General features: G+C 67.5%; 26 protein-coding genes. 15 read left to right on the top strand and 11 right to left on the bottom strand.

Features of this window, described 5'->3' with window-relative positions; genetic code table 11:
• The first annotated feature begins 201 nt into the window (after window positions 1-201).
• Both BFE01S_RS19770 and BFE01S_RS19765 read left to right on the top strand, forming a co-directional pair.
• Window positions 202-1,011: a class I SAM-dependent methyltransferase gene (locus BFE01S_RS19770; RefSeq protein ID WP_028226986.1), complete on the top strand. Its 810-nt coding sequence runs from the start codon at window positions 202-204 to the stop codon at window positions 1,009-1,011.
• 103 nt (window positions 1,012-1,114) lie between these two features.
• Complete coding sequence (locus BFE01S_RS19765; RefSeq protein ID WP_028226985.1) at window positions 1,115-1,429, top strand: thioredoxin family protein; 315 nt, start codon at window positions 1,115-1,117, stop codon at window positions 1,427-1,429.
• Between the two features lie 78 nt (window positions 1,430-1,507).
• Here BFE01S_RS19765 and hpaR read toward each other — a convergent pair whose 3' ends face one another.
• Window positions 1,508-1,903 carry a homoprotocatechuate degradation operon regulator HpaR gene (gene hpaR / locus BFE01S_RS19760; RefSeq protein WP_028226984.1) on the bottom strand — a complete coding sequence of 132 codons (396 nt, stop codon included), beginning with the start codon at window positions 1,901-1,903 and terminating at the stop codon, window positions 1,508-1,510.
• A gap of 195 nt (window positions 1,904-2,098) precedes the next feature.
• Here hpaR and BFE01S_RS19755 point away from each other — a divergent pair, with 195 nt between their 5' ends.
• From BFE01S_RS19755 to BFE01S_RS44425, 7 genes are all read left to right on the top strand, one after another.
• Window positions 2,099-2,881 carry a fumarylacetoacetate hydrolase family protein gene (locus BFE01S_RS19755; protein WP_028226983.1) on the top strand — a complete coding sequence of 261 codons (783 nt, stop codon included), beginning with the start codon at window positions 2,099-2,101 and terminating at the stop codon, window positions 2,879-2,881.
• The gene (locus tag BFE01S_RS19750; RefSeq protein WP_028226982.1) at window positions 2,878-3,645 is read left to right on the top strand and encodes a fumarylacetoacetate hydrolase family protein; all 768 of its coding nucleotides are present in this window, start codon (window positions 2,878-2,880) and stop codon (window positions 3,643-3,645) included. The genes BFE01S_RS19755 and BFE01S_RS19750 overlap by 4 nt, the downstream gene beginning before the upstream one ends.
• A 7-nt stretch (window positions 3,646-3,652) precedes the next feature.
• Window positions 3,653-5,110, top strand: coding sequence for a 5-carboxymethyl-2-hydroxymuconate semialdehyde dehydrogenase (hpaE, locus tag BFE01S_RS19745; RefSeq protein WP_028226981.1), 1,458 nt, complete (start codon window positions 3,653-3,655; stop codon window positions 5,108-5,110).
• Window positions 5,110-5,973, top strand: a complete 864-nt coding sequence (gene hpaD, locus BFE01S_RS19740) for a 3,4-dihydroxyphenylacetate 2,3-dioxygenase (RefSeq protein ID WP_028226980.1) — start codon at window positions 5,110-5,112, stop codon at window positions 5,971-5,973. The genes hpaE and hpaD overlap by 1 nt, the downstream gene beginning before the upstream one ends.
• An 18-nt stretch (window positions 5,974-5,991) precedes the next feature.
• The gene (locus tag BFE01S_RS19735) at window positions 5,992-6,393 is read left to right on the top strand and encodes a 5-carboxymethyl-2-hydroxymuconate Delta-isomerase (RefSeq protein WP_028226979.1); all 402 of its coding nucleotides are present in this window, start codon (window positions 5,992-5,994) and stop codon (window positions 6,391-6,393) included.
• 31 nt (window positions 6,394-6,424) lie between these two features.
• Window positions 6,425-7,228, top strand: coding sequence for a 2-oxo-hept-4-ene-1,7-dioate hydratase (hpaH, locus tag BFE01S_RS19730; protein ID WP_028226978.1), 804 nt, complete (start codon window positions 6,425-6,427; stop codon window positions 7,226-7,228).
• A 147-nt stretch (window positions 7,229-7,375) separates the two neighbouring features.
• Entirely contained in the window at window positions 7,376-7,540 is a 165-nt protein-coding gene (locus tag BFE01S_RS44425; protein WP_156967080.1) for a hypothetical protein, read from the top strand.
• Window positions 7,541-7,619: 79 nt separating this feature from the next.
• Here the strand turns inward: BFE01S_RS44425 and BFE01S_RS19720 are convergent, their stop codons facing one another.
• Window positions 7,620-8,063 (bottom strand): MarR family winged helix-turn-helix transcriptional regulator, encoded by a 444-nt coding sequence (locus BFE01S_RS19720; protein WP_028226977.1) that lies wholly within the window; start codon window positions 8,061-8,063, stop codon window positions 7,620-7,622.
• A 170-nt stretch (window positions 8,064-8,233) separates the two neighbouring features.
• Between BFE01S_RS19720 and BFE01S_RS19715 the strand changes: the two genes are divergently transcribed.
• Both BFE01S_RS19715 and BFE01S_RS39385 read left to right on the top strand, forming a co-directional pair.
• Window positions 8,234-9,004 carry a class II aldolase/adducin family protein gene (locus BFE01S_RS19715; protein ID WP_028226976.1) on the top strand — a complete coding sequence of 257 codons (771 nt, stop codon included), beginning with the start codon at window positions 8,234-8,236 and terminating at the stop codon, window positions 9,002-9,004.
• Window positions 9,005-9,008: 4 nt separating this feature from the next.
• Window positions 9,009-10,016: a ketopantoate reductase family protein gene (locus tag BFE01S_RS39385; RefSeq protein WP_042338001.1), complete on the top strand. Its 1,008-nt coding sequence runs from the start codon at window positions 9,009-9,011 to the stop codon at window positions 10,014-10,016.
• 80 nt (window positions 10,017-10,096) lie between these two features.
• Here BFE01S_RS39385 and BFE01S_RS19705 read toward each other — a convergent pair whose 3' ends face one another.
• Window positions 10,097-11,386, bottom strand: a complete 1,290-nt coding sequence (locus BFE01S_RS19705; RefSeq protein WP_028226975.1) for an MFS transporter — start codon at window positions 11,384-11,386, stop codon at window positions 10,097-10,099.
• Window positions 11,387-11,800: 414 nt separating this feature from the next.
• On the opposite strand from BFE01S_RS19705, the gene BFE01S_RS46270 reads away from it, so the two are divergent.
• On the top strand, window positions 11,801-14,581 hold the full coding sequence (locus BFE01S_RS46270) for a mechanosensitive ion channel domain-containing protein (protein ID WP_042338000.1): 2,781 nt from the start codon (window positions 11,801-11,803) through the stop codon (window positions 14,579-14,581).
• A gap of 281 nt (window positions 14,582-14,862) precedes the next feature.
• Here BFE01S_RS46270 and BFE01S_RS19695 read toward each other — a convergent pair whose 3' ends face one another.
• The 5 genes from BFE01S_RS19695 to BFE01S_RS19675 form a co-directional block, all read right to left on the bottom strand.
• Entirely contained in the window at window positions 14,863-16,203 is a 1,341-nt protein-coding gene (locus BFE01S_RS19695) for an ABC transporter ATP-binding protein (protein ID WP_028226974.1), read from the bottom strand.
• Between the two features lie 12 nt (window positions 16,204-16,215).
• On the bottom strand, window positions 16,216-17,967 hold the full coding sequence (locus tag BFE01S_RS19690) for an ABC transporter permease (protein ID WP_028226973.1): 1,752 nt from the start codon (window positions 17,965-17,967) through the stop codon (window positions 16,216-16,218).
• 156 nt (window positions 17,968-18,123) lie between these two features.
• The gene (locus BFE01S_RS19685; protein ID WP_028226972.1) at window positions 18,124-18,303 is read right to left on the bottom strand and encodes a hypothetical protein; all 180 of its coding nucleotides are present in this window, start codon (window positions 18,301-18,303) and stop codon (window positions 18,124-18,126) included.
• 735 nt (window positions 18,304-19,038) lie between these two features.
• Window positions 19,039-19,440 carry a hypothetical protein gene (locus BFE01S_RS19680; protein WP_322787835.1) on the bottom strand — a complete coding sequence of 134 codons (402 nt, stop codon included), beginning with the start codon at window positions 19,438-19,440 and terminating at the stop codon, window positions 19,039-19,041.
• Between the two features lie 200 nt (window positions 19,441-19,640).
• Complete coding sequence (locus BFE01S_RS19675; protein WP_028226970.1) at window positions 19,641-20,123, bottom strand: zinc-finger-containing protein; 483 nt, start codon at window positions 20,121-20,123, stop codon at window positions 19,641-19,643.
• Window positions 20,124-20,433: 310 nt separating this feature from the next.
• Between BFE01S_RS19675 and BFE01S_RS39375 the strand changes: the two genes are divergently transcribed.
• Window positions 20,434-20,739, top strand: coding sequence for a hypothetical protein (locus BFE01S_RS39375; protein WP_052420937.1), 306 nt, complete (start codon window positions 20,434-20,436; stop codon window positions 20,737-20,739).
• A 306-nt stretch (window positions 20,740-21,045) separates the two neighbouring features.
• Window positions 21,046-22,383 carry a DUF2325 domain-containing protein gene (locus tag BFE01S_RS19665; protein WP_028226969.1) on the top strand — a complete coding sequence of 446 codons (1,338 nt, stop codon included), beginning with the start codon at window positions 21,046-21,048 and terminating at the stop codon, window positions 22,381-22,383.
• A 73-nt stretch (window positions 22,384-22,456) separates the two neighbouring features.
• Here the strand turns inward: BFE01S_RS19665 and BFE01S_RS19660 are convergent, their stop codons facing one another.
• Genes BFE01S_RS19660 through BFE01S_RS19650 form a run of 3 tightly spaced genes read right to left on the bottom strand, consistent with a single transcriptional unit; the run spans window position 22,457 to window position 24,073 of the window.
• A complete protein-coding gene (locus BFE01S_RS19660; RefSeq protein ID WP_407668229.1) occupies window positions 22,457-22,912 on the bottom strand; it encodes a winged helix-turn-helix domain-containing protein in 456 nt (151 codons plus the stop codon).
• A gap of 51 nt (window positions 22,913-22,963) precedes the next feature.
• Window positions 22,964-23,599 carry a nitrogen fixation protein NifQ gene (locus BFE01S_RS19655; RefSeq protein ID WP_084170058.1) on the bottom strand — a complete coding sequence of 212 codons (636 nt, stop codon included), beginning with the start codon at window positions 23,597-23,599 and terminating at the stop codon, window positions 22,964-22,966.
• Between the two features lie 45 nt (window positions 23,600-23,644).
• On the bottom strand, window positions 23,645-24,073 hold the full coding sequence (locus BFE01S_RS19650; RefSeq protein WP_028226966.1) for a TOBE domain-containing protein: 429 nt from the start codon (window positions 24,071-24,073) through the stop codon (window positions 23,645-23,647).
• A 196-nt stretch (window positions 24,074-24,269) separates the two neighbouring features.
• Here BFE01S_RS19650 and BFE01S_RS19645 point away from each other — a divergent pair, with 196 nt between their 5' ends.
• The gene (locus BFE01S_RS19645; protein WP_028226965.1) at window positions 24,270-25,154 is read left to right on the top strand and encodes an extracellular solute-binding protein; all 885 of its coding nucleotides are present in this window, start codon (window positions 24,270-24,272) and stop codon (window positions 25,152-25,154) included.
• The last annotated feature ends 11 nt before the right edge of the window (window positions 25,155-25,165 follow it).

Raw genomic sequence — 25,165 nt, 5'->3', positions numbered from 1 at the left:
TTCCATACCAGGTTTTACCCAGCCGCCACGATTCACACAAAGGTGCGTATTCCTGACTCTCCAGGCTCACTCCCGAAAAAGCTCACCTCTTGCGTACCGGCCCGTCTTGACGCCGCCGCGGGCGCTCTCCAGACTGTGCGGGTTGCACGCTCCAGCACGGCACCTCTTACCCACCGCCCCTCTCTGCCAGTCGACCTATCCATGAGCTCGATCACGCCTTTCGTCCCCGACCGCTTCCGCCACGCCGCCCCGCACTATCTGCTCGGCCGCCCCGCCTACTCGCCCGCGCTGATTCGCCGCGTCGCGCAGCACGCCGGACTCGACGGCACGCAGCGCCTGCTCGACCTCGGCTGCGGGCCCGGCCAGCTCTCGCTCGCATTCGCAAGCTGGGTCGCGCAGGCGGTCGCCATCGATCCCGAACCGGCGATGCTCGCCGTCGCGTCCGAACTCGGCGCGGGCATCGCGCCCAACATCGAATACCGGCAAGGCAGTTCGTACGATCTCGATGCGGCGCTCGGCACGTTTCATCTCGCTGTCATCGGCCGCGCGTTTCACTGGATGGATCGCGCCGATACGCTCGCGCGCCTCGAGACGCTGCTGGCCCCGCGGGGCGCCGTCACGCTCTTCGGCACCCAGCACCTGGACGACCCGCTGCGCCCATGGGCCGCGCAATACCGCACGCTGCTCGACCAGTACGCCAACGAAGATCCCGCGCGCGCCCAACGCAAGTCGGCGGACTGGGAGAACCACTCGGACGTGCTCGCGCGCTCCGCCTTTGCGGCGCTGGAGCGCATTTCGGTGATCGAGTACCGGCGCGTGAGCGCCGAGCAATTGAAGGCGCGGCCGCTTTCGATGTCGAGCCTTTCGCGCGAGCGCCTGGGCGACCGGCTGGACACGCTGCTCGCGGGCATCGACGCCCTCGTGGCCGAGCATTCGAGCGACGGCTGGCTGATCGAGCGCATCGAATCCACGGCGATGCTGGCCACGCGCATGCCGGGCTCGCCGGGTTGATCGTGCCGTGCGCACTTTCTCGCCTTCGTGACGCCCTGAAGGCAACCGCGCATTGCGGTATCGTATGAAGGTGTCACGGAGTCAACCCACGAGGGAAGCCACGATGAGCTATGCCACCAACGCCCCCGCGCGCCAGGAAGTCGATGCCATGAGCGGCCCCGCCGTGCTGGAATTCGGCACGAACTGGTGCGGCTACTGCCAGGGCGCCCAGCCGTTGATCGGCGCCGCGTTCGCGCAGCATCCCGAAGTGCGTCACCTGGAAGTGGAAGACGGTCCGGGCCGCGCGCTCGGCCGCTCGTTCCGCGTGAAGCTGTGGCCCACGCTGATCTTCCTGCGCGACGGCGTGGAAGTGGCGCGCGTCGTGCGCCCTACCAGGCCCTTCGAACTGGAAGATGCGTTCGCCGCATTCGAGCGGTAAGTCCGGCGCTCCGGTTCGCGCTCTGCTCCCGTAAGCGCTCACCTTCGCGCGCCGTCGCCTCCTTCCGGGCCGGTGTGGTTACTCCAGCCCCGTGAGCAGATCGTCTATCGCGCGATAGACCCGCTCCACCACGTCCCGCCCCACTTCCTCTTCGAGCGCCGCATAGCGTGCCTCGAGTTCCCTCGAAATCGCTTTGACGAGCTGATGGCTTTTCTTCGTCAGCGAAACGAGCACGCGCCGCTGGTCCTCGGCAAAGCGCTCCTTCGTGATGAGACCGAGCGATTCCATGCGGGCCAGCACGCCCGCCATGCTCGGGCTCGAAATCGTGCACAGGTCTGAAATCTGCCGCGGCTCCAGCGGGCCGCTTTCGTTGAGCGCGCGAATCACGCGCCACTGCTGCTCGGTAAGACCGTGCGCGGTGATGAGCGGGCGGAAGCGCTCCATCATTTTTTCGCGGGCGCGCAGGAGCAGCATCGGCAGATTGCGGTGCGCCACGCGGGTGGAAGACGGCGAGGTATCGGACATGGTGGCCTGGGTTCGGACGGGACCCCCCTGCGAACCGATGGCCCCAGGGGAAACCCGTGAATCCCGTATCGACGGGTTGACGACGGATCATAGCAAGCGCAACATTGCTAACATATTAGTATTTTCGTGGAAACGAAGCCAGCCATGTTCTCAGTAGCCGATCATCTGCTTCATGTGGAAGGCGAGGCGCTGCCGCGCGACGTGAGCGCCAGCGCCGCGCGCGCGCTGCTCGCCGGCGGGGCGCGTTGCCGTGCGCCGGTAAGCGGCGCGGTCTACGGCACGCTGCTCAACGACCGGGCCGCGCTCGCAGCGCTGGGCGACGCTGTGAATGCGCCGCCCTACAAGGCGCCGCCGCGCGCGCCCATTCTCTATCTCAAGCCGCGCAACACGCTCGCCGGACACGGCGCACGCGTGGCGGTGCCGGGCGAGGAAGGCGTAGAGGTGGGCGCGTCGCTCGGCATCGTGATCGGGCGCACCGCTGCGCGCGTGAGCGCCCGCGAGGCGTTCGATTACGTTGCGGGCTATACGCTGGTCGCCGATCTGAGCGTACCTCATGCGAGCGTCTACCGGCCATCCGTGCGCTTTCGCGCACGCGACAACTTCTGCGTGATCGGCCCCGCTATCGTCGCGCGCGCTCACGTCGCCCATCCCGACGATCTGGCGATCACCGTGCAGATTGCAGGCGAAGCGCCGTTCACCGCCAGCACTGCCGCCAGCGTGCGCGGTGTCGCGCAACTGCTCGAAGACGTGACCGACTTCATGACGCTGGCCCCCGGCGACATCATCACGCTGGGCGTGCCGCATGGCGCGCCCGTGGCAAAAGCCGGCGCGCGCGCCACGCTCGCCATCGGCGACTGGGCGCCGCTCGCCATCGACTTCGTCGCACCGCAAGCGGCAGCACACACACCACAGGGAGCCGAGGCATGATGCGCGGTCGCGTTGCCTATGCAGGCGCCATTCACGAAGCGACGCCCGCGGGCGATCGCGTGCGGCTCGCCGACGGCCGCGTGCGCGACGAGCACGAACTCGTGTGGCTCGCGCCGTTCGAGCCCGGCACGATCTTCGCGCTCGGCCTGAACTATGCCGAACACGCGAAAGAACTGGCGTTCTCGAAGCAGGACGAGCCGCTTGTCTTCCTCAAGGGCCCGGGCAGCGTGATCGGCCATCGCGGCGTCACGCGCCGCCCCGACGACGTCGCCTTCATGCACTACGAGTGCGAACTGGCCGTGGTGATCGGCCGCACGGCGCAACAGGTCAGGCGCGAAGACGCCATGCAGCACGTGGCCGGCTACGCGATCGCGAACGACTACGCGATCCGCGACTACCTGGAAAACTACTACCGCCCGAACCTGCGCGTGAAAAACCGCGACGGCGGCACGGTGCTCGGCCCCTGGTTCGTCGACGCGGCCGACATTGCCGACGTCGACGCGCTGGAACTGCGCACCTTCGTGAACGGCGAGCTCAAACAGCGCGGCAACACGCGCGATCTCGTGACGGGCATCGCCGAACTGATCGAGTACCTGAGCGGCTTCATGACGCTCGCCCCCGGCGACGTCATCCTGACCGGTACGCCGGAAGGCGTCGTCAACGTGAATGCGGGCGACGAAGTGGTCTGCGAAATCGACGGCCTCGGCCGTCTTGTCAACACGATCGCGTCCGACGCCGAATTCGGCCGCGCCACGCCAAGGTAAGAGAACCATGCGAGTCGAACATCTGATCAATGGCGAAGCGCACGCCAGCCGCGACTACTTCGAAACCGTGAACCCCGCCACGCAGGAAGTGCTGGCTGAAGTCGCGCGCGGCGGCGCCGCCGAAATCGACCTGGCCGTGCGCGCAGCGAAGGACGCGTTCCCCGCCTGGGCCGCAAAGCCTGCCGCGGAACGCGCGAAGGCCGTGCGCAAGCTGGGCGAACTGATCGCGAAGAACGTGCCCGAGATCGCGCAGACGGAAACGAAGGACACGGGCCAGACCATTTCGCAAACGGGCAAGCAACTGGTGCCGCGCGCCGCCGACAACTTCAGCTACTTCGCCGAAGTCTGCACCGCCGTGGATGGCCACACCTACCCCACCAGCACGCATCTGAACTACACGCTGTTCCATCCGGTCGGTGTATGTGCACTGATCTCGCCCTGGAACGTGCCGTTCATGACGGCCACGTGGAAGGTCGCGCCGTGTCTTGCGTTCGGCAACACGGCCGTGCTCAAGATGAGCGAGCTCTCGCCGCTCACCGCTTCGATGCTCGGCCAGCTTGCGCTCGAAGCGGGCATCCCGGCCGGCGTGCTGAACGTCGTGCACGGCTACGGCAAGGAAACGGGCGAGCCGCTCGTCGCGCATCCGGACGTGCGCGCAGTGTCGTTCACGGGATCGACGGCCACGGGCAACCGTATCGTGCAGACGGCGGGGCTCAAGAAGTTTTCGATGGAGCTGGGCGGCAAATCGCCGTTCGTGATTTTCGACGACGCCGATTTCGAGCGCGCGCTCGATGCCGCCGTCTTCATGATCTTCTCGAACAACGGCGAGCGCTGCACGGCGGGCTCGCGCATACTCGTGCAGCGTTCGATCTATGCGAAGTTCGCCGAGCGCTTCGTCGAGCGTGCGAAGCGCATTACGGTGGGCGATCCGCTCGACGAAAAGACCATCGTGGGCCCGATGATCAGCCAGGGGCATCTCGCGAAGGTGCGCAGCTATATCGAGCTGGGGGCGAAGGAAGGCGCGACGCTCGCGTGCGGCGGCCTCGACGCGCCCGCGCTGCCCGACGCCATGAAGCAGGGCAACTTCGTGCAGCCCACGGTGTTCGTGGACGTGGACAACCGCATGCGCATCGCACAGGAAGAGATCTTCGGGCCGGTGGCCTGCCTGATCCCCTTCGAGGACGAAGCCGACGCGATTCGCCTCGCCAACGACATCGCCTACGGCCTGTCCAGCTACGTGTGGACCGAAAACACGGGCCGCGCGCTGCGCGTGGCCGCCGCAATCGAAGCGGGCATGTGCTTCGTGAACAGCCAGAACGTGCGCGACCTGCGCCAGCCCTTCGGCGGCACGAAGGCCTCGGGCATGGGACGCGAGGGCGGAACCTGGAGCTACGAAGTCTTTCTCGAGCCGAAGAACGTTTGCGTTTCGATGGGCTCTCACCACATTCCGCATTGGGGCGCATGATGGGCAAACTCGCGCTGGCCGCCAAGGTGACGCACGTGCCGTCGCTCTATCTGTCCGAACTCGACGGGCCGCACAAGGGCTGCCGCCAGGCCGCCATCGACGGGCATCACGAGATCGGCCGCCGCTGCCGCGAACTCGGTGTCGATACGATCGTCGTGTTCGACGTGCACTGGCTCGTGAACAGCGAATATCACATCAACTGCGCGCCGCATTTCGAAGGCGTCTACACGAGCAACGAACTGCCGCATTTCATCAAGAACATGCGCTACGCCTACCCCGGCAACGCCGGGCTCGGCCATCTGATCGCCGAGGTCGCCAACGAAATGGGCGTGAAGAGCCGGGCGCACAGCGATACCACGCTCGACCTCGAATACGGCACGCTCGTGCCCATGCGCTACATGAACGGCGACCAGCACTTCCGCTGCGTTTCGGTGGCCGGCTGGTGCATGTGGCACGACCTCGCCACGAGCGCGCGCTTCGGCCTGGCGGTGCGGCGCGCGATCGAAGAGCGCTACGACGGCACGGTCGCGATTCTCGCGAGCGGCTCGCTTAGCCATCACTTCGCAAACAACGGCACGGCCGAGCAGTTCATGCACAAGGTCTGGGATCCCTTCCTCGAAGAGACGGACCGCCATGTGGTCTCGCTCTGGGAACGCGGCGACTGGAAGACCTTCTGCGCCATGCTGCCGATGTACAACGAGAAGTGCTGGGGCGAAGGCGGCATGCACGACACCGCCATGCTGCTGGGCGCGCTGGGCTGGGACCGCTACGAAGGCCGCGCCGAGATCGTCACGCCTTACTTCGGCAGTTCCGGCACCGGGCAGATCAACGCGATCCTGCCGGTCGCGCCGCTGCCCGTCTGAACCGCGGAGAACGCCACCATGCCGCATCTCACCCTCGAATACAGCGCCAATCTCGCCGACGCAGCGAGCCTGGGCGAACTCTGCGCCAGATTGGCGCAAGTACTCGACGCGCAACGCGACGAAGCCGGCGCACGCGTCTACCCGCGCGGCGGCATTCGCACGCGCGCACTGCGCTGCGAGCAGTACTTCGTTGCGGACGGCGATCCGCACAACGCCTTCCTGCACGGTTGCCTGAAGATCGGCGCGGGCCGCTCGCCCGAGGTGCGCAAGGCCACCGGCAACGCGCTCTTCGAAGCCATCAAGCAGCACTTCGCGCAGGCGTTCGCCTCGCGCGGCCTCGCGCTTTCGCTGGAGATCGTCGAATTCAGCGAGGAGGGCGCGTGGAAGCACAACAACCTGCACGCCCGACTGAAAACCTGAGCCATCGCTCGTCTCGTACCGGACTTTCGACATGCTAGATCAGCAGATTATCCGCGAGCTCGCCGCACAGCTCGACGAAGCGGAACGCACGCGCACGCAGCTGCGCCACCTCTCCCGCGCGCACCCCGAGATGACGATCGACGACGGCTACGCGATCCAGCGCGAATGGGTCAAGCTCAAGCTCGCCGCGGGACATGCCGTCAAGGGCCGCAAGATCGGCCTCACCTCGCGCGCCATGCAGCGCGCCTCGCAGATCGACGAGCCCGACTATGCGCCGCTCCTCGACAGCATGTTCATCGAAGCCGGCAGCGAGATTCGCGCGGATCGCTTCATTGCGCCGCGCGTGGAAGTGGAACTGGCCTTCGTGCTGAGCCGTCCGCTGCAAGGCCCCGGCGTGACGCTTTTCGACGTGCTCGACGCCACCGCTTACGTCACGCCCGCCATCGAGATCATCGACGCGCGCATCGAGCAGTTCGACCGCGAAACGAAGGCGCCGCGCAAGGTGTTCGACACCATCGCCGACTTCGCTGCCAACGCGGGCGTCGTGCTGGGCGGGCGCCCGGTGAAGCCGCTCGACGTCGATCTGCGCTGGGTGGGCGCGCTGCTCTACAAGAACGGCGCGGTGGAGGAAAGCGGCCTGGCGGCCGCCGTGCTCAACCATCCGGCCACGGGCGTGGTGTGGCTCGCCAACAAGATCGCCCGCCACGACGAACGGCTCGAAGCCGGCGACGTGATCCTGAGCGGTTCGTTCACGGCGCCCATCCCCGCGCGCGCGGGCGATACGTTCCATGTCGACTACGGTCCGCTCGGCGGCATCGGCTTCCGCTTCGTCTAACTTCCGGCTCATCACGCTCATGACCGCACCCGCCAATTCCTTCAGGCGCGCGCTCGCGCAAGGCCGGACGCAGATCGGCCTGTAGACCGCGCTCGCCGGCCGGGTGCGCCTGCCGTACGCGAGGCCATTTGCAACGGCATTCGCACCGTGCGCGCACGCGGCCTGGGCGCCGGGGTGCTGGCCACAGACCCGGCCATTGCCGCGGACTATCTCGAAGCGGGGGCGACGTTCGTCGCGGTGGGCAGCGATGTGGCATTGCTCGCGCGCAGCGCGAGCAAACTCGCGGCGCGCTATCGCCAGCGCGCCGGCTGAATGGCCGAAGGGCGCGGAAGCGGACACATAAGCGGACACATAAGCAGCACGCGGCCAGTGACTGGCCAGCGAACTCGCGCTAATCCGCCTCGCCGCACTGCTCCACGAGCCTGGCGAGCACCGCGCCGAGCAGCTCACGCTCAGGCTCGCTAAGGAGCGAAAGAAATTCGTCGTTGGCCGCCTTCGAAATGGCGGTCGCGCGGCGCCACGTGCTGCGCCCCTTTGTCGTGAGCGCGACCAGCACGCCACGCGCGTCCGCCTCGTTGGAGGTCTTGGCAAGCAGCCCCTTGCGTTCGAGCACATCCGTCGCGCGGCTCGCCTGGCTGCGGTCCAGGTTCGAAGCGCGGCCGAGATCCGAGACCGAAATCGGACCGAAGGCACCCACGCTGATCAAAAGCCGCGCCTCCGTAAGCGTGAGCGAGAGCGACGCCGCGAACGCATCCGTGAGCACACGGTCGGTGTGCTTCTTCAGCACGTGCAGCCTGTAGGTGAACAGCTCTTCGATCCCGTTCTTCACCGTCATGATTCGTCTCGTGTCTTTCCGTACCGGCCCCGCGCGCGGCAACGTTCGTTAGCATACCACCGGCGCGCACCGCTTCCCGCCGCCCTTTCGCCCCAAATTTGATGCTTGCACACGCATTTATTCGGCGATACCATCGGTCCCGTGACAGCCTGGAACGGAAGGAGACGACCATGAGCATGACGCAAGGCGCTCCGCGCCCCGACTGGTGCGACGAACAGGAATGGGCCGCGCGCGTGAAGCTCGCGGCGGTGTATCGCGTGTTCCACCTGCTCGGCTGGACCGAACTGATCTTCAACCACATCACGCTGCGCGTGCCCGGGCCGCGCAAGCATTTCCTCATCAATCCGTTCGGCCTGACGTATGACGAAATCAAGGCGTCGAATCTCGTCAAGATCGATCTCGAAGGCCGCATTCTGAGCCCGGGCGACTACCCCATCAATCCGGCCGGCTTCGTGATTCACAGCGCCATTCACGCGAACGTGGAAGACGCGCACTGCGTGATGCACACGCACACCACGGCGGGGCTCGCCGTGGCCTGCATGGAAGGCGGACTGTCGTACACCAACTTCTATTCGGCGCAACTGCACGACATGGTCGCGTATCATGACTTCGAAGGCATCACGGTGCACGACGACGAGAAGTCGCGCATCCTGCAATCGATGGGCAACAAGCGGCTGCTCATCCTGCGCAACCATGGCCTGCTCGCGCACGGCGCGAGCCTCGCGCATGCGTTCGCGCTGCTGTGGACGCTGAACCGCGCCTGCGAAATCCAGGTGATCACCGACTCGCTGCGCGGCAACCCCATTCCGATCGACGCCGCCATCACGGCGCGCGCCACGCGCGACTCGCTGCAGTTCTCGCCCGAACATGGCGCGGGCGAGAACGTGCTCGCGGCGCTCATCCGCCGTGTCGAGCGGCTCGATCCCTCGTACAAGGAGTAAGGCGTTGGCTCACTCGAATTCCGGCATCACCGTCGTCGGCGCGGGTGCGATTGGCGGACTCATCGCGGCGCGGCTTGCGCGTGCGGGCGAAACCGTCAACGTGCTCGCGCGCGGCGCCCAGCTCGAAGCGATCCGTCGCGAGGGGCTCACGGTCGTCGAAGGCGAAACGCGCTACACGGTACGCGTGAACGCCACCGACAACGCCGCGGCGCTCGGTCCGCAAAACCTCGTTCTCGTCTGCCTGAAAGGGCAGGCGCTCGTGCAGGCGGCCGCGTCGCTCGGCGCCCTCGTCGGGCCGCACACGCACATCGTTTCCGCGATGAACGGCGTGCCCTGGTGGTTTCTCAACGCCTTCGGCGGCGCCTATGCCAATGGCCGGCTCGAAGCGGTCGATCCGGGCGGGGTCGTGTCCGCCGCGCTGCCGCCCGCGCAGGCGTCGGGCTGCGTGGTGCATCTGTCTTCGTCGATCGCGGCGCCCGGCACGATCCGCAAGGGCAACGGCAATCTGCTGATCGTCGGCGCTTCGGCACCGCATCTGGCCGACCAGGCGGAAGAAACGCGCGCGCTGCTGGCACGCGCGGGCTTCGAGGTCGTCGCGCCCGCGTCGATCCAGGGCGAAATCTGGGCCAAGCTCTGGGGCAACATGACGATGAACCCCATCAGCGCGCTCACGCGCTCGACCGCCGACGTGATTCTCGACGATCCGCTCACCGCGGGCCTCGTGGCCGCGGTGATGCTGGAGGCGCGTGCAATCGGCGAGGCCATCGGCATCGCGCTTTCGATGACCGTGGAAGAGCGCAGCGCCATTACGCGCAAACTCGGCGCGTTCAAGACGTCGATGCTCCAGGACGTGGAAGCCGGACGCTCGCTCGAAGTGGAGGCGCTGCTGGGCGCGCCTTATGAACTGGCGCAGCGCGCCGGCGTGGCGGCGCCCTCGCTCGGCATGCTGTACGGGCTCGCGCGACAGCTCGATGTGAATCTCGAAGCAATGCGACGGAGTCCTGATCAATAGCGCGAAGAGCGCAACCGGGCCGCCACGTGCAGGGCCGCACGCTGCCCTGCACGTGGTGCCTTCCCTGGCCCTTCAGTCATTCAGTCGTCGAGCGGCTTGCCGGTCAAATCGCGAATGAAAGGCAGTGCAAGGCACGATACCGCCACGCAACCCACCACATACCATGCGGGCGCAAGCAGATTGCCGGTAAGCTTGATCAGCCACGTGGCGATGGTTTGTGCAAAGCCGCCGAACAACGCTACGCCCAACCCATAAACGATCGCCATGCCTGTGGCCCGCACCGCGCGCGGAAACATCTCGGGCAGCACGGTAATCGAGGGCGCCGCCTGCAGCGCGAGCAGCACGCTCAATCCGCCGACCGTCGCGAGCAGGCGCCCGGCATTGGGCTCGCTCGTGAGCCACAGAAACGCGGGATAGATCAGCAGCACGACCAGGAGGCGCGGCCAGAAGATCAGCGCGCGGCGGCTCAGCCGGTCGGAGAGCCAGCCCGCCACGGGCGCCACGATAAAAGTCACCACGCCTGAAACCAGCCCCGCCGCCAGCGCGGTGGGCGCGGGCACCTTCAGTTCGTGAATCGCGTAGGTGGGCATGTAGAACGTGACCACATAGGCCGTCACCGTGGAGCCGACGGTGAGCAGCGTGCCGAGCGCCGCGCGGTCCCCGTGGTCGCGCAGCACCGCCACCACGGGCATGCGCGCCGCGCGCGTCTGCGCGGGCGTCTCTTCTTCGAGACGCCGCCGTATCCACATGCCGATCGGCGCAATCGCCACGCCCATCAGGAACGGCACGCGCCAGCCCCAGGCCAGCAGCGTTGCGGGTGCGAGGAAGGTGGTGAGCAGCGCCGCCATCAAGGCGCCCAGCGACACGCCCATGCCCTGGCTCGCAAACTGCCAGCTGCCGAGGAGGCCGCGATTGGCGGGCGTGCCCGCCTCGATCAGCAGTGTCGTGGAAGCGCCCACTTCGCCGCCTGCGGAAAAGCCCTGCAAAAGACGGGCAAACACGATCAGCACCGGCGCCGCCACGCCGATCTGCGCATAGGTGGGCGCAAGGCCGATCAGCATGCAGCCCATCGCCATCATGAAGATGGTGAGCGTCATCGCGGGCTTGCGGCCCGCGCGGTCGGCATAGGCGCCGATCACGACGCCGCCCAGCGGACGCATCACGAAACCCACGCCGAAGGTCGCCACCGAGGCGAGCAGTTGTCCGTAGCTCGACATGGTGGGAAAGAACAGCTTGCCGATCGTCAGCGCGAAGAAGCTGTAGACCGTGAAGTCGAAATACTCGAGCGCGTTGCCCACCGTGGCGGCGACGATCAACTGTGTACGGCTCAGCTTGTGCTTGCGCACGCCGGCCACGCTGACACTGTTCATGGAGTCTCCTCGGGGGAGCCGCTCCGGCCCCGGATGATTGTGGCGTCAACGGTAGCACCCGCACGCGTTGCCGCGCCACTGATCAAAACCCGCGTTCGCGCCCCGCCCTTCGCGGATGCCCAGGTCGTTGCACGCACGCCGGCCGCCGCGCCCGCAGAGGCGAAGCGAAGCGGCGCATACTCGCGACCTGGCGCGTGAACGAAGCAGGCGGGCGCTTGCGTCAGCGCGTGGCTGTGCAAAGTGAGTGCATACTTACGCCATTCCCGCCCCGGAACGGTCGCCCGAAAGCGCCTGCCCCGGCCAGGGCACAAAATTTGCGAAAGCGTGTCGAATGACCGTCCCGGGTGGCCGGCACCGCCGCCAGCCGCCCGGCACTCCATCGACGCAATCGACGCTCAACCCCCTGTTTCCCCCATGCAAAGGCTCTCCCGTCTCTCCGCTTTGCGCGCGCTCTGCACCCTGCTTCTTGCCGCACTGGCCTGCTCGCCCTGGCTGAACGCCGCCCAGGCCGCAACCGCTCCCGCCAGCGCCGCGTCCGCCGCCAGTTCCGTCAATCCCGCCGCCCCCGTTGTCCTCACGCCCGCCCAGGCGCACGCCGCGCTGCAGGTGCTCGACGACCCGGCCCAGCGCGGCCGCGTGGAAGACACGCTGCGCGCCATCGCCGCGGCCGGCGCGCTGGCCACGCCCGCCTCGGCTCCCGCCGCCGGCACGCCCGCCTCCGCGGCAGCCGCGACAACCACCGCGAGCCCGGCGCAATCGGCCTCCGCCGCACTCGGCGACGCGCTGCGCTCGAACGGCCTCGTGCTGCAAATCGCGAAGCACGCCGCCCACGCCGCGCAAGTCCTCGTCGGCCGGCTGATCCATGCGCGCACGGCGTTATTCGATGTCGGCTCGGCACGCAAGTGGTGGACCGAGCGGCTCTCCACGGCGCAGGGTCACGCCCTGCTCTTCGACCTGCTGCGCGTGCTGCTGCTCACGCTTGCCCCTGCCTTGATCGTCGATGCCCTGGTACGTCGCCTCATCGCGCGGCCGCATCGCGCCATCGTCGCGCACGCCAAAGCCGCGGCCGCGAACCCGGGCCCAGCCGCAACGGCGCCGCGCGAACCCGCGGCACGCACCGCATCGACGGCATCCACGGCCCCATCCACGGCCCGCGAAGCCGGGGCCGACCGAGCCGGCGATGAAGAGGCCATGCGCGTGGCCGCCGGCATGGAGCCGGCCGACCCCGCGGCCATCGAAGACGCCACCCCGAACACCGGCAGCCCGCGTACCCAGGCCGAAGCCGACGCCACGGCGCGCGCCGCCATCGCCGCCGCGCCGGACCCGTCTGCCCCGCCCGCGCAGCCGGCCGGCCGCACCGCGCACCACTGGAAGCGCCTGCAACGCCTGCCCGCGGCATTGCTGCTCGCCTCGCTCGAACTGTTGCCGGTACTCGCCTTCGGCCTGTGCGCGGCGGGCGTGCTCTCGCTGTTCGGCCCGGGCGATGCCGACGCGGCGGCGGCCGTCGGCCAGCTCGTGGATACCTACGTGATCTGCCGCATCGCCATCGCCGTGGGTGCGCTGCTTTTCGCCCCCGACGCCGAGGCCCTGCGCCTCATCCCGTTCTCCGACACCTCCGCCGCCTTCGCGCAACGCTGGACCGTGCGCATCGTCGTGATCGGCGGCGTGGGTGGCCTGCTGGACGCCGCGGTGCCGCTCGGCATGACCGAAGACGCGCATCTCGCGCTCGTGAAAGTCGTCACGCTCGTCGGCCACCTTGCGCTCGCCGTCATGATCCTGCAGTGCCGCCGCCCGGTGGCCGCCGCGATCCGCCGCTCGGCGCCCAGGAACGGCTCGCTCGCCTATCTCGCCCACTGGTTCGCGGACATCTGGGCCGGCGTGGGCGTATTCGTCGTGATGGCGTTGTGGCTCGTGTGGGCGCTCGACCTGCGCGGCGGCTATCGCGAACTGATGCGCGCGGGCGCCGTCTCGCTCGTCGTGATGCTGCTCGCGCGCGTGGTCGCCATCGTCGCGATGGGGGCGCTCGGCCGCGTGTTCGATCCGCTCGGCCATCGCGACAGCATGACCGTCGCGCAACGTCGCACGTACCGCTACTACCCCATCCTGCGGCGGCTCGCGCTGGCCCTCATCGGCATCGTCACCTTCGACGTGCTGCTGCACGTGTGGGGCCTGCACCCGGGGCGCCTGCTCGTGAACGCGCCGATCGGCCGCCTGCTCGGCTCCGCCATCGTCACGATCCTCGTGGCGGTCGTCGTCGCCATCGTGATCTGGGAGGCCGCCAACGGCGCGGCCGAGCGCCGCCTGCAAGCCTGGACCGATGCCGGCGACTACGTGCGCGCCGCCCGGCTGCGCACGCTGCTGCCGATGTTCCGCACCACGCTGCTGGTCGCGATCCTCGTGATCGTCGGGCTCACCGCGCTTTCGCAGCTCGGCGTGAACACGGCGCCGCTCATCGCGGGCGCGAGCATCTTCGGCGTGGCGCTCGGCTTCGGTTCGCAAAAGCTCGTCCAGGACTTCATCACCGGCATCTTCCTGCTCACCGAAAACGCCATGCAGGTGGGCGACTGGGTGACCGTGGCGGGCGTTTCGGGCACGGTGGAGTTTCTCTCGATCCGCACGGTGCGCCTGCGCGGCGGCGACGGCTCGCTTTACACCGTGCCGTTCAGTTCGGTGACCACCGTCAACAACACGAACCGCGGCATCGGCAATGCGGCCGTGAAGGTGCTGATCGCGCGCGGCGCGGATCTCCAGCGCGCCATCGACACGCTGAAGGAAATCGGCGCCGAACTGCGCAGCGAAAACACTTACAAGGACGGGATTCTCAGCGACTTTGCGTACTGGGGCGTGGACCAGGTGGACGGATCGAGCGTGACGCTCGTGGGCCAGATCCAGTGCAAGGACTCGGCGCGCTGGGGCGTGCAGCGCGAATTCAACCGCCGCGTGCTGCTGCGCTTCACGGAGCGCGGCATCGAACTGGCGAACCCGCAGCGCAATTTTCTCGTGGGGCTGCCGGACGGCACCGATGTCGAAGGACGTCAGGCCGGGAAGAGCGGCAACGCCGGGGCCGAAGGCAACCACGGGGACGACGATGCCGATTCCCCGCCGCGCCGCGCGACGACGCGGCCGGAGCCCCAGCCGCAGCCGCGCAATGGATCGTCGGGAGATGGGCGCGGCGCGGGACGCAAGCCCTCGTGATTCGAGGTAGGCGCACGCACCGCTTTCAGTCTGGGCGGTGCGTGCGCAATGCGCGGCGAACTCACGCCTGCCAGTCCCGAAAACCCTCACCTCAACCGGCCGCGGGCGGCTGCGGCCAAGCGCCGGCCCGCCGGACTTTCCAGTCCAATCAACGACCTACGCGCGTTCTTCCGACGCGGCGCACCAACCCCGCCTTCCATCCCGAACAAGCTCACCTTTGATTTCACGGGGGAGCGAAGTGCCTTACTGCGAATGGGCGGGGGGGCCGCCCGCCCCGCCCATCACGCCTCGACGTCTTCCAGGCTGAAGATTTCCGACTGGTCGTTATACGAGAAGATCTCGCCGTAACGGCCCCAGTCGATCACCGTATCGAGCGTTTCTTCGGCGGCGACATCGGAGAGGAAATCCTCCAGTTCCTGCTCGAAGCGCACGCGCGGTGCGCGGTGGCCCGGGCGCTCGCCCAGCACCTTCTTGATCCGCGCGGCCAGCGGCACGTTGCGCAGCAGGTGTTCGGCGAACATCATCTTGCGCGCCTGGGTGCCGAACTCGGCAAACACGCGCGCCGGCGGCGTGAGCAGCAGGTCGCCGTCGCGCACGTCCGCGAAGCCCAGCAGTTGCAGCATTTCGGCAATGGGGAACAGGTCGTCCACTTCCAGGTGCAGCGTGCGCGCGATTTCCGGCATGTCGGCGCGGCCATGGTACGGCGCGGCCGCCAGCGTCTCGATCAGGCCGGCCATGATGTTGGTCGAAACGTTCGGCAGGCGGCTGCCCACTTCCAGCTTGCCTTGCTGCGTGGCTTCGGTGGCCTCGCGCGCGGTCATCTTCGCGTAGATGTCGTCCACGAGCTTGCGGAACAACGGGTCGAGACGGTTGCGCGGGTGCTTGAACGGCACCTTGATTTCCGCCACGATGCGGCCCGGGTTCGACGAGAGCACGAGAATGCGGTCGCACATGAACACCGCTTCCTCGATGTTGTGCGTGACGATCAGCATCGACTTGATGGGCATGCGGCCCTGCGTCCACAGGTCGAGCAGGTCGGTACGCAGCGTTTCGGCGGTCAGCACGTCGAGCGCCGAGAAGGGCTCGTCCATCAGCAGCAGCGAAGGATCCACCACGAGCGCGCGCGCAAAGCCCACGCGCTGGCGCATGCCGCCCGAAAGCTCGCGCGGGTAGGCGTTTTCGAAACCGTCCAGGCCGATCAGGTCGATGGCCGCCAGCGCCCGTTCGCGGCGCTCGCGCGCGCCCACGCCCTGCGCTTCGAGCCCGGCTTCCACGTTTTGCAGCACCGTGAGCCACGGAAAGAGCGCGAAGGTCTGGAACACCATCGAAACGCCTTCGGCCGGCCCCGCAAGCGGCTTGCCGAGCCAGTCCACCTCGCCGCTGCTCGCTTCGATGAGGCCCGAGATGATGCGCAGGAGCGTCGATTTGCCCGAGCCCGAACGGCCCAGCAGCCCGACGATCTCGCCTTCGCGCAGCGAGAGGTTCACGTCTTCGAGCACGAGGCGTTCGTCGTTCGTCTTCGCGAAGCCGCGCGAGACGTTGCGCACGGAGAGGACCTCCGCGCCGGCAGCGGGACGCGTCGGCGCGATCAGGTCGGGGGATACGGCTTTAGGATTCAACATGGCGTTCTACTCTCAATCGAGGCGCAGCTTGGACTCGGCATAGGCGTACAGCGGACGCCACAACGTGCGGTTGAACAGCGTGACGAACAGGGACATCACCGCAATGCCCAGAATGATCTTCGGGAAGTCGCCGGCCGCCGTGGTCTGCGCGATGTAGGCGCCCAAGCCGTGCGCTTCCACTTTCGTGTCGCCCCACTGCACGAGTTCGGAGACGATGCTCGCGTTCCACGCGCCGCCGGAGGCCGTGATCGCGCCCGTCACGTAGTACGGGAAAATGCCGGGCAGCATGATCTGGCGCCACCATTGCCAGCCGCGGATGCGGAAGTTCGTGGCCGCTTCGCGGTAGTCGTTCGGATAGGCGCTCGCGCCCGCGATCACGTTGAAGAGGATGTACCACTGCGTGCCGAGCACGATCAGCGGCGAGAGCCAGATGTCCGGGTTCAGGTGATACCTCACGATCACCACGACGAACACCGGGAACAGCAGGTTCGCCGGGAACGCGGCGAGGAACTGCGCGAGCGGCTGGATCTTTTCGGCAAGCGCCGGGCGCAGGCCGATCAGCACGCCGATGGGCACCCAGATCACCGAGGCAATCGCGATCAGCAACATGACGCGCAACAGCGTGATGAGGCCGAGCACGAACACATGCCCCACTTCGTCGAGCGTGACGCCCGTGCGCACATAGGCCACCACGCGCCACACCACGTACACGGTGAGCGCGATCACGAGAACGCCCCAGATCACGTCGCCAACCGCCGACGCCTTGCTGCGCTTCGTGCTGACCGCGGGCATGGCCTTCGGCAGCTGCACGCGCACGGGAATGCGCGCAAGCGCGGCGAGCACCATGCCCATCGGCACGAGCAGGCGGTGAATCAGGCGCGTGCGGCGCACGAGGTCGAGCAGCCACGATTCCGGCGCGTTGCCCGAGCTGGTGGTTTCCATGCGGAACTTGTCGGCCCACGCAACGAGCGGGCGGAACAGCAACTGGTCGTAGGCGATGATCACGACCGTCATCGCGAGAATCACCCAGCCCACCGCACCGAGATTCTTGTCGCTGATGGCCTGGGCCAGATACGCACCGATGCCCGGCAGCGTGATCGTGTTGTTGCCCACCGTGATGGCTTCGGAAGCGACCACGAAGAACCAGCCGCCCGACATCGACATCATCATGTTCCAGATGAGGCCCGGCATCGAGAACGGCACGTCGAGCTTCCAGAAGCGCTGCCACGCGGTGAGGTGAAAGCCCTTCGACACTTCGTCCAGATCGCGCGGCACCGTACGCAGCGACTGGTAGAAGCTGAAGGTCATGTTCCAGGCCTGGCTCGTGAAGATCGCGAAGATCGCGGCCAGTTCGGCGCCCAGCACGCGGCCCGGGAACAGCGCGAGGAAGAACGTGACCGTAAACGAGATGTAGCCCAGCACCGGCACCGACTGCAGGATGTCGAGAATCGGCACCAGCACCTTCTCGGCGCGGCGGCTCTTTGCGGCGAGCGTGCCGTACACCAGCGTGAAGACGAGCGACGCCACCATCGCGGCGAGCATGCGCAGCGTCGTACGCAAGGCGTACTCGGGCAGCATGCGCGGATCGAGCGAGATGACCTGGGTCTTGAGCGTGGACATCGGCGCGAGCGTCTGATGAAAGCCGATGGCCGCCATCGCGATCAGGCAGATGATGAGCGGAAACGCGACGAAGTCCCAGCGATTGGGCAGCACGCGCCACGCCGAAGCGTTGGCCGTGCGGTTCAGATTGAAGCCGAATTCCATCACTGGCCTCCCGTGCCGGTTGCACGCCGGACGTCGCAGGCGCACGCGGCGCCGCTAGTCGTTCGCATAGAGCGGTTGAACTGGATCATGTTGAAACACTGAAACAACGGGGTGGTGCGCAAAACCGGCCCGCATGAAGCGCGCCGGGTCTTCTGGTCAGACCCGGAACAGGCGGGCGCGCAGGCTGTGCCAGCGCGCGGCAAGCGCGGACCGGCGGCAGGGCGGCGCGGCCGGTGCACGCTGGCGCGCGGCGAGCGCGTCGGGGTGGATCGGGTGTTGCCGGTGTTGCGTGTCTTGCGTTTGCGGCAGGTGCGGCAAGAGAAGGCCGAAGTTCATGCTGGATCTCCTCGCGTCGATCAGGACGCGGTTGCGAGGAAAGCCAGCAGACCGAAGCGCGCAGCGCTCTAGCTCACGTCTGCCCGCCTTCCTCTGGGCTACTCGAAAGGAAGCGGCATAACGGACAACTGTCACTGTCGGACATTGGAACTCCTTATTACCTGGCGGCGCGCAAACGACGCCTGTCCCGGCCCTTCGCGACGCACCGGGGCGCAACGAACGGACCGTGCCGCGAACCTCGGGGGCTCGCGGCGCGATATCAGCCACACGCGGCAGCCATACGCGGCGCGCATGAGCGCGAACGGCGCCTGGATGACGCTAACAAGGATGCACGAGATTTTTACTGCTGGACGCGCACCGTCTGCCTGGGGGCAAGACGGCGGCTAGAGAAAGGGAGCGCGGACGTCCTGCCGGTCAGGCAGCGAAACTATTCGAAGATCGACAACTGCTACTGTCCAAGGCGTCAGCCCCTTTTGTTAAGACGGGCGAATTTTAGTCACGCTGCACACCGGAAGTCAACACGATTTGCGCGCCGCGTCAAATCCCGTGCCAGTGTCGCAACAGTGCTGCAGCAGCGCCGCCCGGCGGGCGAAACACGGATCGGGGACGGATGATTTCGTTTCGTTTTCAACCTGCCGGCGAAGGGCGCACAGGGCATGCCCGGCGCATCTTCGCTGCCTGTTTGCTGCCTGTTTGCGGCCTGTTTGCTGCCACCTACCCGCCGGCCGCCTGCGCTCAGGCCAGCTTGCGCATGGCCGCCGGCTCGACCGCCCCCGCCGCGCCCATGCGATCGAGCCGCTCGCTCGCTTCGGTCAGCACCCACAGCGGCGCGCGCTGCAACTGCTCGTCGTACACCGTCACGACGGCCGCCAGCGCATCGAAGCCCGCGCCCTCCAGCCGCCAGCCGCCGCCCGTGCGGCCCTGTTCGTAGCACGCGAGCAGCGCCGCATCGGCTTCGCACACCTGCTCCTGCGTGAGCGTGCCGTAGCCGGCGTCGGCCATCGAGGTCGCGAGCACGTGCGCATGCAGCAGCGCCTGGGCGTCGCGGTCGCTGCCGCCGGCGCGCAGCGATGCGAGCGCCAGATGCACCTGGAGCGCGAGTTCGTTGGCGCTCGCACGCGGAATCGGCAACAGCATTGCCTTGCTGCGGCGAGCCCGGGCCGCCTGCGCCTGGCGCGGAAAGGGAATGGTGCTGGCCATAAAGGACTAGATAGACAAAAGAAACTGATCTCGTGCAATAACGGCAACTCGCGCCGAAGGTTGAGCAATGCCCGCGCGCGCGAATGTAACCAAGAGTGACAGGCGCGCCTGGCGCGCCGGAGGGTCGGATCAGCCGGTCAGCCGTCCTGATGCGGATCGCCGGGCTGCGGCGGGTGCTGACCCTGGCCGCGTCGTGCCGCCATGAACGCCTCGACATGGCGGATGGCCGCTTCGCATTGCTCCAGCGTCAGATGGTGGATGGAGGGGTTGGACAGCTCGAAGCCGAGCTCTTCGGCAAGCCAGCGCATGGCGCGGCCGCGCGCTTCGAAGGCGTTCACGCCGTCGCGCCGGACCTTGGCGGCGACGAGCGGTTCGAGCGCATCGTGCAGGCGGCTTTTCGCCTCGCGCAGCGCGGCATTCGCGAGGCGCCCGAGCGGCACGTTGCGCGTACTGCGCGCCGGCACGCCGATCCATGCCTCGCAGGCCGCGCAAACCCAGAGCGGGCCGTGGTCGTCGCGATAGGGGTAGGCTTGTTCGCCGTAGCGCGCGAGCAGCGCCTTTGCGCCGCAGTAGTCGCACAGCGGTTGCGGCAGGGCCTTGACGGGCCTGCCTACGCGCATCGGGGGCTCCTGCGGCCGGGGGAAGAAGATTGCATGGCGAAATATTCGGACAAGGAATGAATGAGAACACGCGGCTGGCGGCAGCGTTTGCCGCGCTAACAGCGCAAGCATACCGGCAAACGCCCTGACAACGGCCCACCTGTCCTCCCCGGATCGATGTATTCTTTAGGATATATCGACAGGCTGACTTCCACCGAAGCAGCCCGGGTCTTACTCTGGATGGAGGTGCAGGTTGGCAAGCCCCCCGCGCCCGAACTCCCGCCGGCCGGGCGCTTACGCGCCGCCGGCGGATGGTGTTCCGGCCCACATCATGGCGCTGCGGCCGGCGTCCGGTCATGAGCGCGCGGAATTGATCCGCGACGTGATCGACGCTTTCCGGCGCCTGCGCGAAAGTCTCTATCGACTGAACTGCCTGCTGGCACCCGAGGCCGACTGCACGGCTGCCGGCACGTCGCTGCTGCCCCTGCTCGCCGGGCTCGCGCCGCATACCGGCAGCGCCGGTGCCGCGCGCCTGCGCGAGCGCAAGCACGCGATCCGCGACACGCGGCGGCTCGACAAGACGCGCGACGCCCTGTTCTCCGATACGTTCTGCCGCGACACCGAAGCCATGCGATAAACCGTCGCCGAACTGGAGCGGCTGGACGCCCTGTACGTGAAATGGGGTGTCGAGCACGTCCTCGCGCGGCACGAGACTGCGGCGGTGACCGCGGTTTCGTCCATCGAGCGCACGCGCGGTTCGCGCGCCGCGGCGCGCACCAATGCGCAGCCGCTCGCCCCCCATATAGAGGCCGCTTGAGGAGGACGCTCCCGTTCCGGGGCACGCCCCGGCCCTCGTTATATTCCATGATATATTGCGACGACACAGTGCCCGGCCCGAGCGCGCCGTGCACCGCTCCGAGTTAAACCGGATCAGAGGTCATCCATGCACGCACCGCCGTTTCGCCTCGCCCGCACCCAGGGTCTAGCGCGGCCGGACGAGGGCTCGCCGATGCGCGCCGCCGTCGGCTGCTGCGGGCCGAGCCAGGCTGAGCTGGACCGCTCGCGCAGGCGCACGCGCCTTGCCGAACTCGACCATCATCTCCATTGCTCGATCATCGGCACGTGCCTCAGCACGCACGAGTTGCGCAAGCTCGTGCCGAAATTCACTTCGCTGGACCCGCAGCACGCTACCGATCTCGAGATCCACCACGCGGCCGTCGAAATCGCCATCGAGGGCGGTGCCGGCAGCAAGGCGCTGCAAAAGGCGCTCGATACGCGTTACGCGGGCGCATTGCGGCGCTTTTCGGCCGCACGCGACAGCGAAGCCGTGCTCGCGCTGTGGAACGAGTCGCTCGCGAGCGGCGATATTCCGCCCGCTTACTGGGCGCTCATGAGCCATCCCGAAGCGACCATGGCCGTGCGGCAGAGCGCCTTCGGCGAACTGCACATGCTTTCGCACCTGGTGGGCGCCGCCAATCGCGCGGACCTGCGCCGGCTCGTCGCGCTCGAAGCGGACAACGCCGCGCTGCAGGCGAAAGCCGAGCGCCAGCAGGCGCGCCTCGCCGACATGAGCCGCGAGCGGGACGCAGCGCGCGACGCGCTGGCCGAACTGCGCGCCCGCGCGGCCACACGCCCCGACCGCGACGACCGCAACAACGACAACGGATCGCGCGACGCGTTGGTCGCCTCGCTGCGCGAATCGCTGGCCGCGCGCGACGCGCGTCTCGCGCTGGAAACGAGCCGCCGCGAAGCCGCCGAACAGCGCGCGGCCGCCGACGAAACCGCGCTGCGCACCCTGCGCACGCAACTCGACGATACGCTCGCGCTGATCGACACCCTGCGCGCGGAAGCGCGCGCGCTGGAGCAAGCCGCGCAACCCGGCGACGAAGACAGCGCTGCCCGCACGCTGCCGCGCGATGCGCTCAAGGGCCAACGGATCGTCTATGTGGGCGGGCGGCCGGGCTCGTATCAGGCGGCGCGGCGCTGGGTGGAATCGGCGGGGGGCGAGCTGACCGTGCACGACGGCGGCATCGAAGACCGCAAGGGTCTGCTCGATACGGTGCTCGCGGGCGCGAGCCTCGCTGTTTTCCCGGTGGATTGCGTCGATCACGACTCGATGAACCGGCTCAAGCGCGTATGCGAGCGGCATCAGGTGACTTACCGTCCGCTACGCACGGCGAGTCTCGCAAGCTTCGTCGAACTGATGATGCGGATCTATGTCGATGCGGCGCCGCCGCTCGCGGCCGTGCCCGTTTCGCGCTTCTGCCTGCGTCACGGCTAACGCGCGGTTACCTGACGCGCGGTTACGACATCGCGCGTCACTTCACGTGTAACTTCGCGGGTAACTTCGCGCCTCACCCCTCGCGCTTTACGAGGTCGGTCAGCGCTTCGATCTCGGGCGCGCAGGCCGCGGCCGCGCGCGCCTCGATACCGCGATAGAGCCGGATGATTTCCTCGCCGACCGGCGTGAGCGTGCTGCCGCCGCCGCTCTGGCCGCCATGCTCGGAGACGGTGGCCGGCGACTTGAGCGCGCGATTGAGTTCATCCATCAAGAGCCAGGCGCGGCGATAAGACATGTTCAGACTGCGCGCGGCCGCCGAAATCGAGCCGCAATCGCGCACCGCCTCCAGCAGCGAAACCTTGCCGGGACCCAGCGCGATCGTGTCTTCCTGCAGGATACGCATGCGAAAGCGCACTTCGGGGGCGCCCGGCGCCCTCGCCGTTCTGGCCGGTGCCGCCGGCTTGCCGCTTTCGGGCAATGCCTCGGCGGGCGCCTTTTTCGACGCACGATCGTTTGGGGGTGGGGTCATGCGCGCAAGCATACACGATGCGCTTCGCGCGCCGTAGCCCTCGCAGCGACGCTAACGCCGAGGTGGCGCCTGCTGCGCCGGCGGAAAGCAAAAGCCGAAGTCCTCGCAGCCCGGGCAGCCCGGCGCCGGCCCGGGCATCGCTCCCGTGGCCAGCGCAAGTTCGCGTGCGAGCAGCTTCTTCCAGCGCAGCCCTTCGACATTGCGCGCAACCAGCGCGGGAAAGTAACGTTCGAGCATAGCCGTGACATCGTCGCGGCCGCAAAGGCCAAGGTCGCGCCACAGATGGTCGGGACGCAGGCAGGCGTTCGCAACGATGGCCGCGAGCGAACGGGCGTCTTCGCTATGCACGCCGGGTGCTGCGTGGGCGGCCAGGAACTCGCGCATCGAGACGGCGTAGGCCGCATGTGTGTCGTCGTTCAGGACGGGCGATAACGGCGCGAGCCTCACACCCTGCGCGAAATGGCGCTGTGCGAGGTCCGCCAGTTGCGCGGCCGTCAACCCGAGCAGCGCGAGTTCGCCGCGCACCTCGCGCGCCGCAACGAGCCGGGCGAAGAGCCGCGCGTCGAACGCGTGCGGCGCCGGCACGTTGCCCAACAGTTCGGCGCTGCGCAGCGCGGCCTGCCGGTCGAAGTCGGGCAAGCCGGACGAACTGGACGAACCGGACGAAGAGCCCGAGGTTGCGCTCATGAGCGTGCTGCTACGAAACGAACCCTGCGCGTACGCAACGAGATCTCAGGCGTCCACGCCCACGATCACGCTCGACGCCTTGAACAGCGCCGTGGCCGCCTTGCCCACGGCGAGCCCCAGGCGATCGACGCTCTCGTTGGTCACGATCGCCGCGATCTGCGCGCCGCCCGGCGCGGCGATCACGACTTCCGCGTTCACGGCGCCCTTCGTGAGCGCGGCCACCGTGCCCGGCACGACGTTGCGCGTGGACACCTTGCTCGCGTCGCCGTCCACCATGACGATCACCGACGAAGCCTTCACGAGCGCGAACGCGGGCTTGCCCGCCGCGAGGCCGAGCGACGCCGCGCTGCCATGCGTGATGATCGCGACGATCTCGAGGCCGCCATCGGCGCGCAGCGTGATTTCGTCATTGACGGCACCGGCCTTGACCGCACTGATCTGGCCGGAGAAGTGATTGCGGGCGCTGGTACGCATGAGCGTCTCCTTGAGGTTCGCGGTGCGTTCGGCAGCATGGCGCAACGCACCGCGGGTTGAGCGGAAATACCCAGTGTACAAGCGCGAATCCCGTCACGCACGGACGTTATGATGGAAATTACCCAGCCGCGCGCGTGCCGGATTTCGCAACTCCAGCGTAATATATCGACCTTTATAACGCTACGGGAAAGCCAACATGGTCCGCAAGCTGATTGCTTCAGTCGTCGTGTTCGCCGGGGTGCTCGGCGCGAGTGCGAACGCCCTCGCCGACGAGAACGACGTCAACGTGCTCTACGCCGGTTCGCTCGTGAACCTCATGGAAAAGAGCGTGGGTCCCGCGTTCGAGAAGGAAACGGGCCTGCATTTCAAGGGCTATGCCGCCGGCTCCAACAAGATCGCCAACGAGATCAAGGGCAAGCTGCGCCGCGGCGACGTGTTCATCAGCGCGAGCCCGAAGGTCAATGCGAGCCTGATGGGCGAAGCAAACGGCAACTACGTTTCGTGGTACGTGAATTTCGCGGAATCGCCGCTGCTGATCGGCTATAACCCGAAGAGCCGCTTCGCCGCCGACTTCAAGACGAAGAAGTGGAACGACGTGCTGCAGGAGCCGGGCCTGCGCCTCGGCCGCACCGATCCGAAGCTCGACCCCAAGGGCGCCTTCACTGTCGAACTGATGACGAAGGCCGCACAGGCTTACAACCAGCCGGATCTGGTGGAGAAAACCCTGGGCGCGCCGGAGAATCCCGAGCAGGTCTTGCCTGAGGAAACGCTGGTTGGCCGTCTGCAGTCCGGTCAGCTCGACGCCGGCTTCTTCTACTCGACCGAGACCTCCGACCTGAAGATCCCGTCGATCCATCCCGCGCCCGAACTGAAGATCAAGGCGAACTACACGCTGACGATCCTCAACAACGCGCCCAATGGCGCCGGCGCCGCGCGCTTCGTCAACTTCCTGCTGAGCGCCGAAGGCCGCAAGCTGCTCGCCGAGCATGGCGTCGACGTGACGAAGCCCACCGTGCAGGGCACGGCCACGGCCATCCCGCCCTCGGTGCAGGCCGTGATCGACGCCGCGCAACAGCCATAAAAGGCCGCCGC

Source organism: Paraburkholderia ferrariae NBRC 106233 (assembly GCF_000685035.1).
GTDB lineage: Bacteria > Pseudomonadota > Gammaproteobacteria > Burkholderiales > Burkholderiaceae > Paraburkholderia > Paraburkholderia ferrariae.
This window is presented reverse-complemented; position numbering and strand designations above follow the sequence as displayed.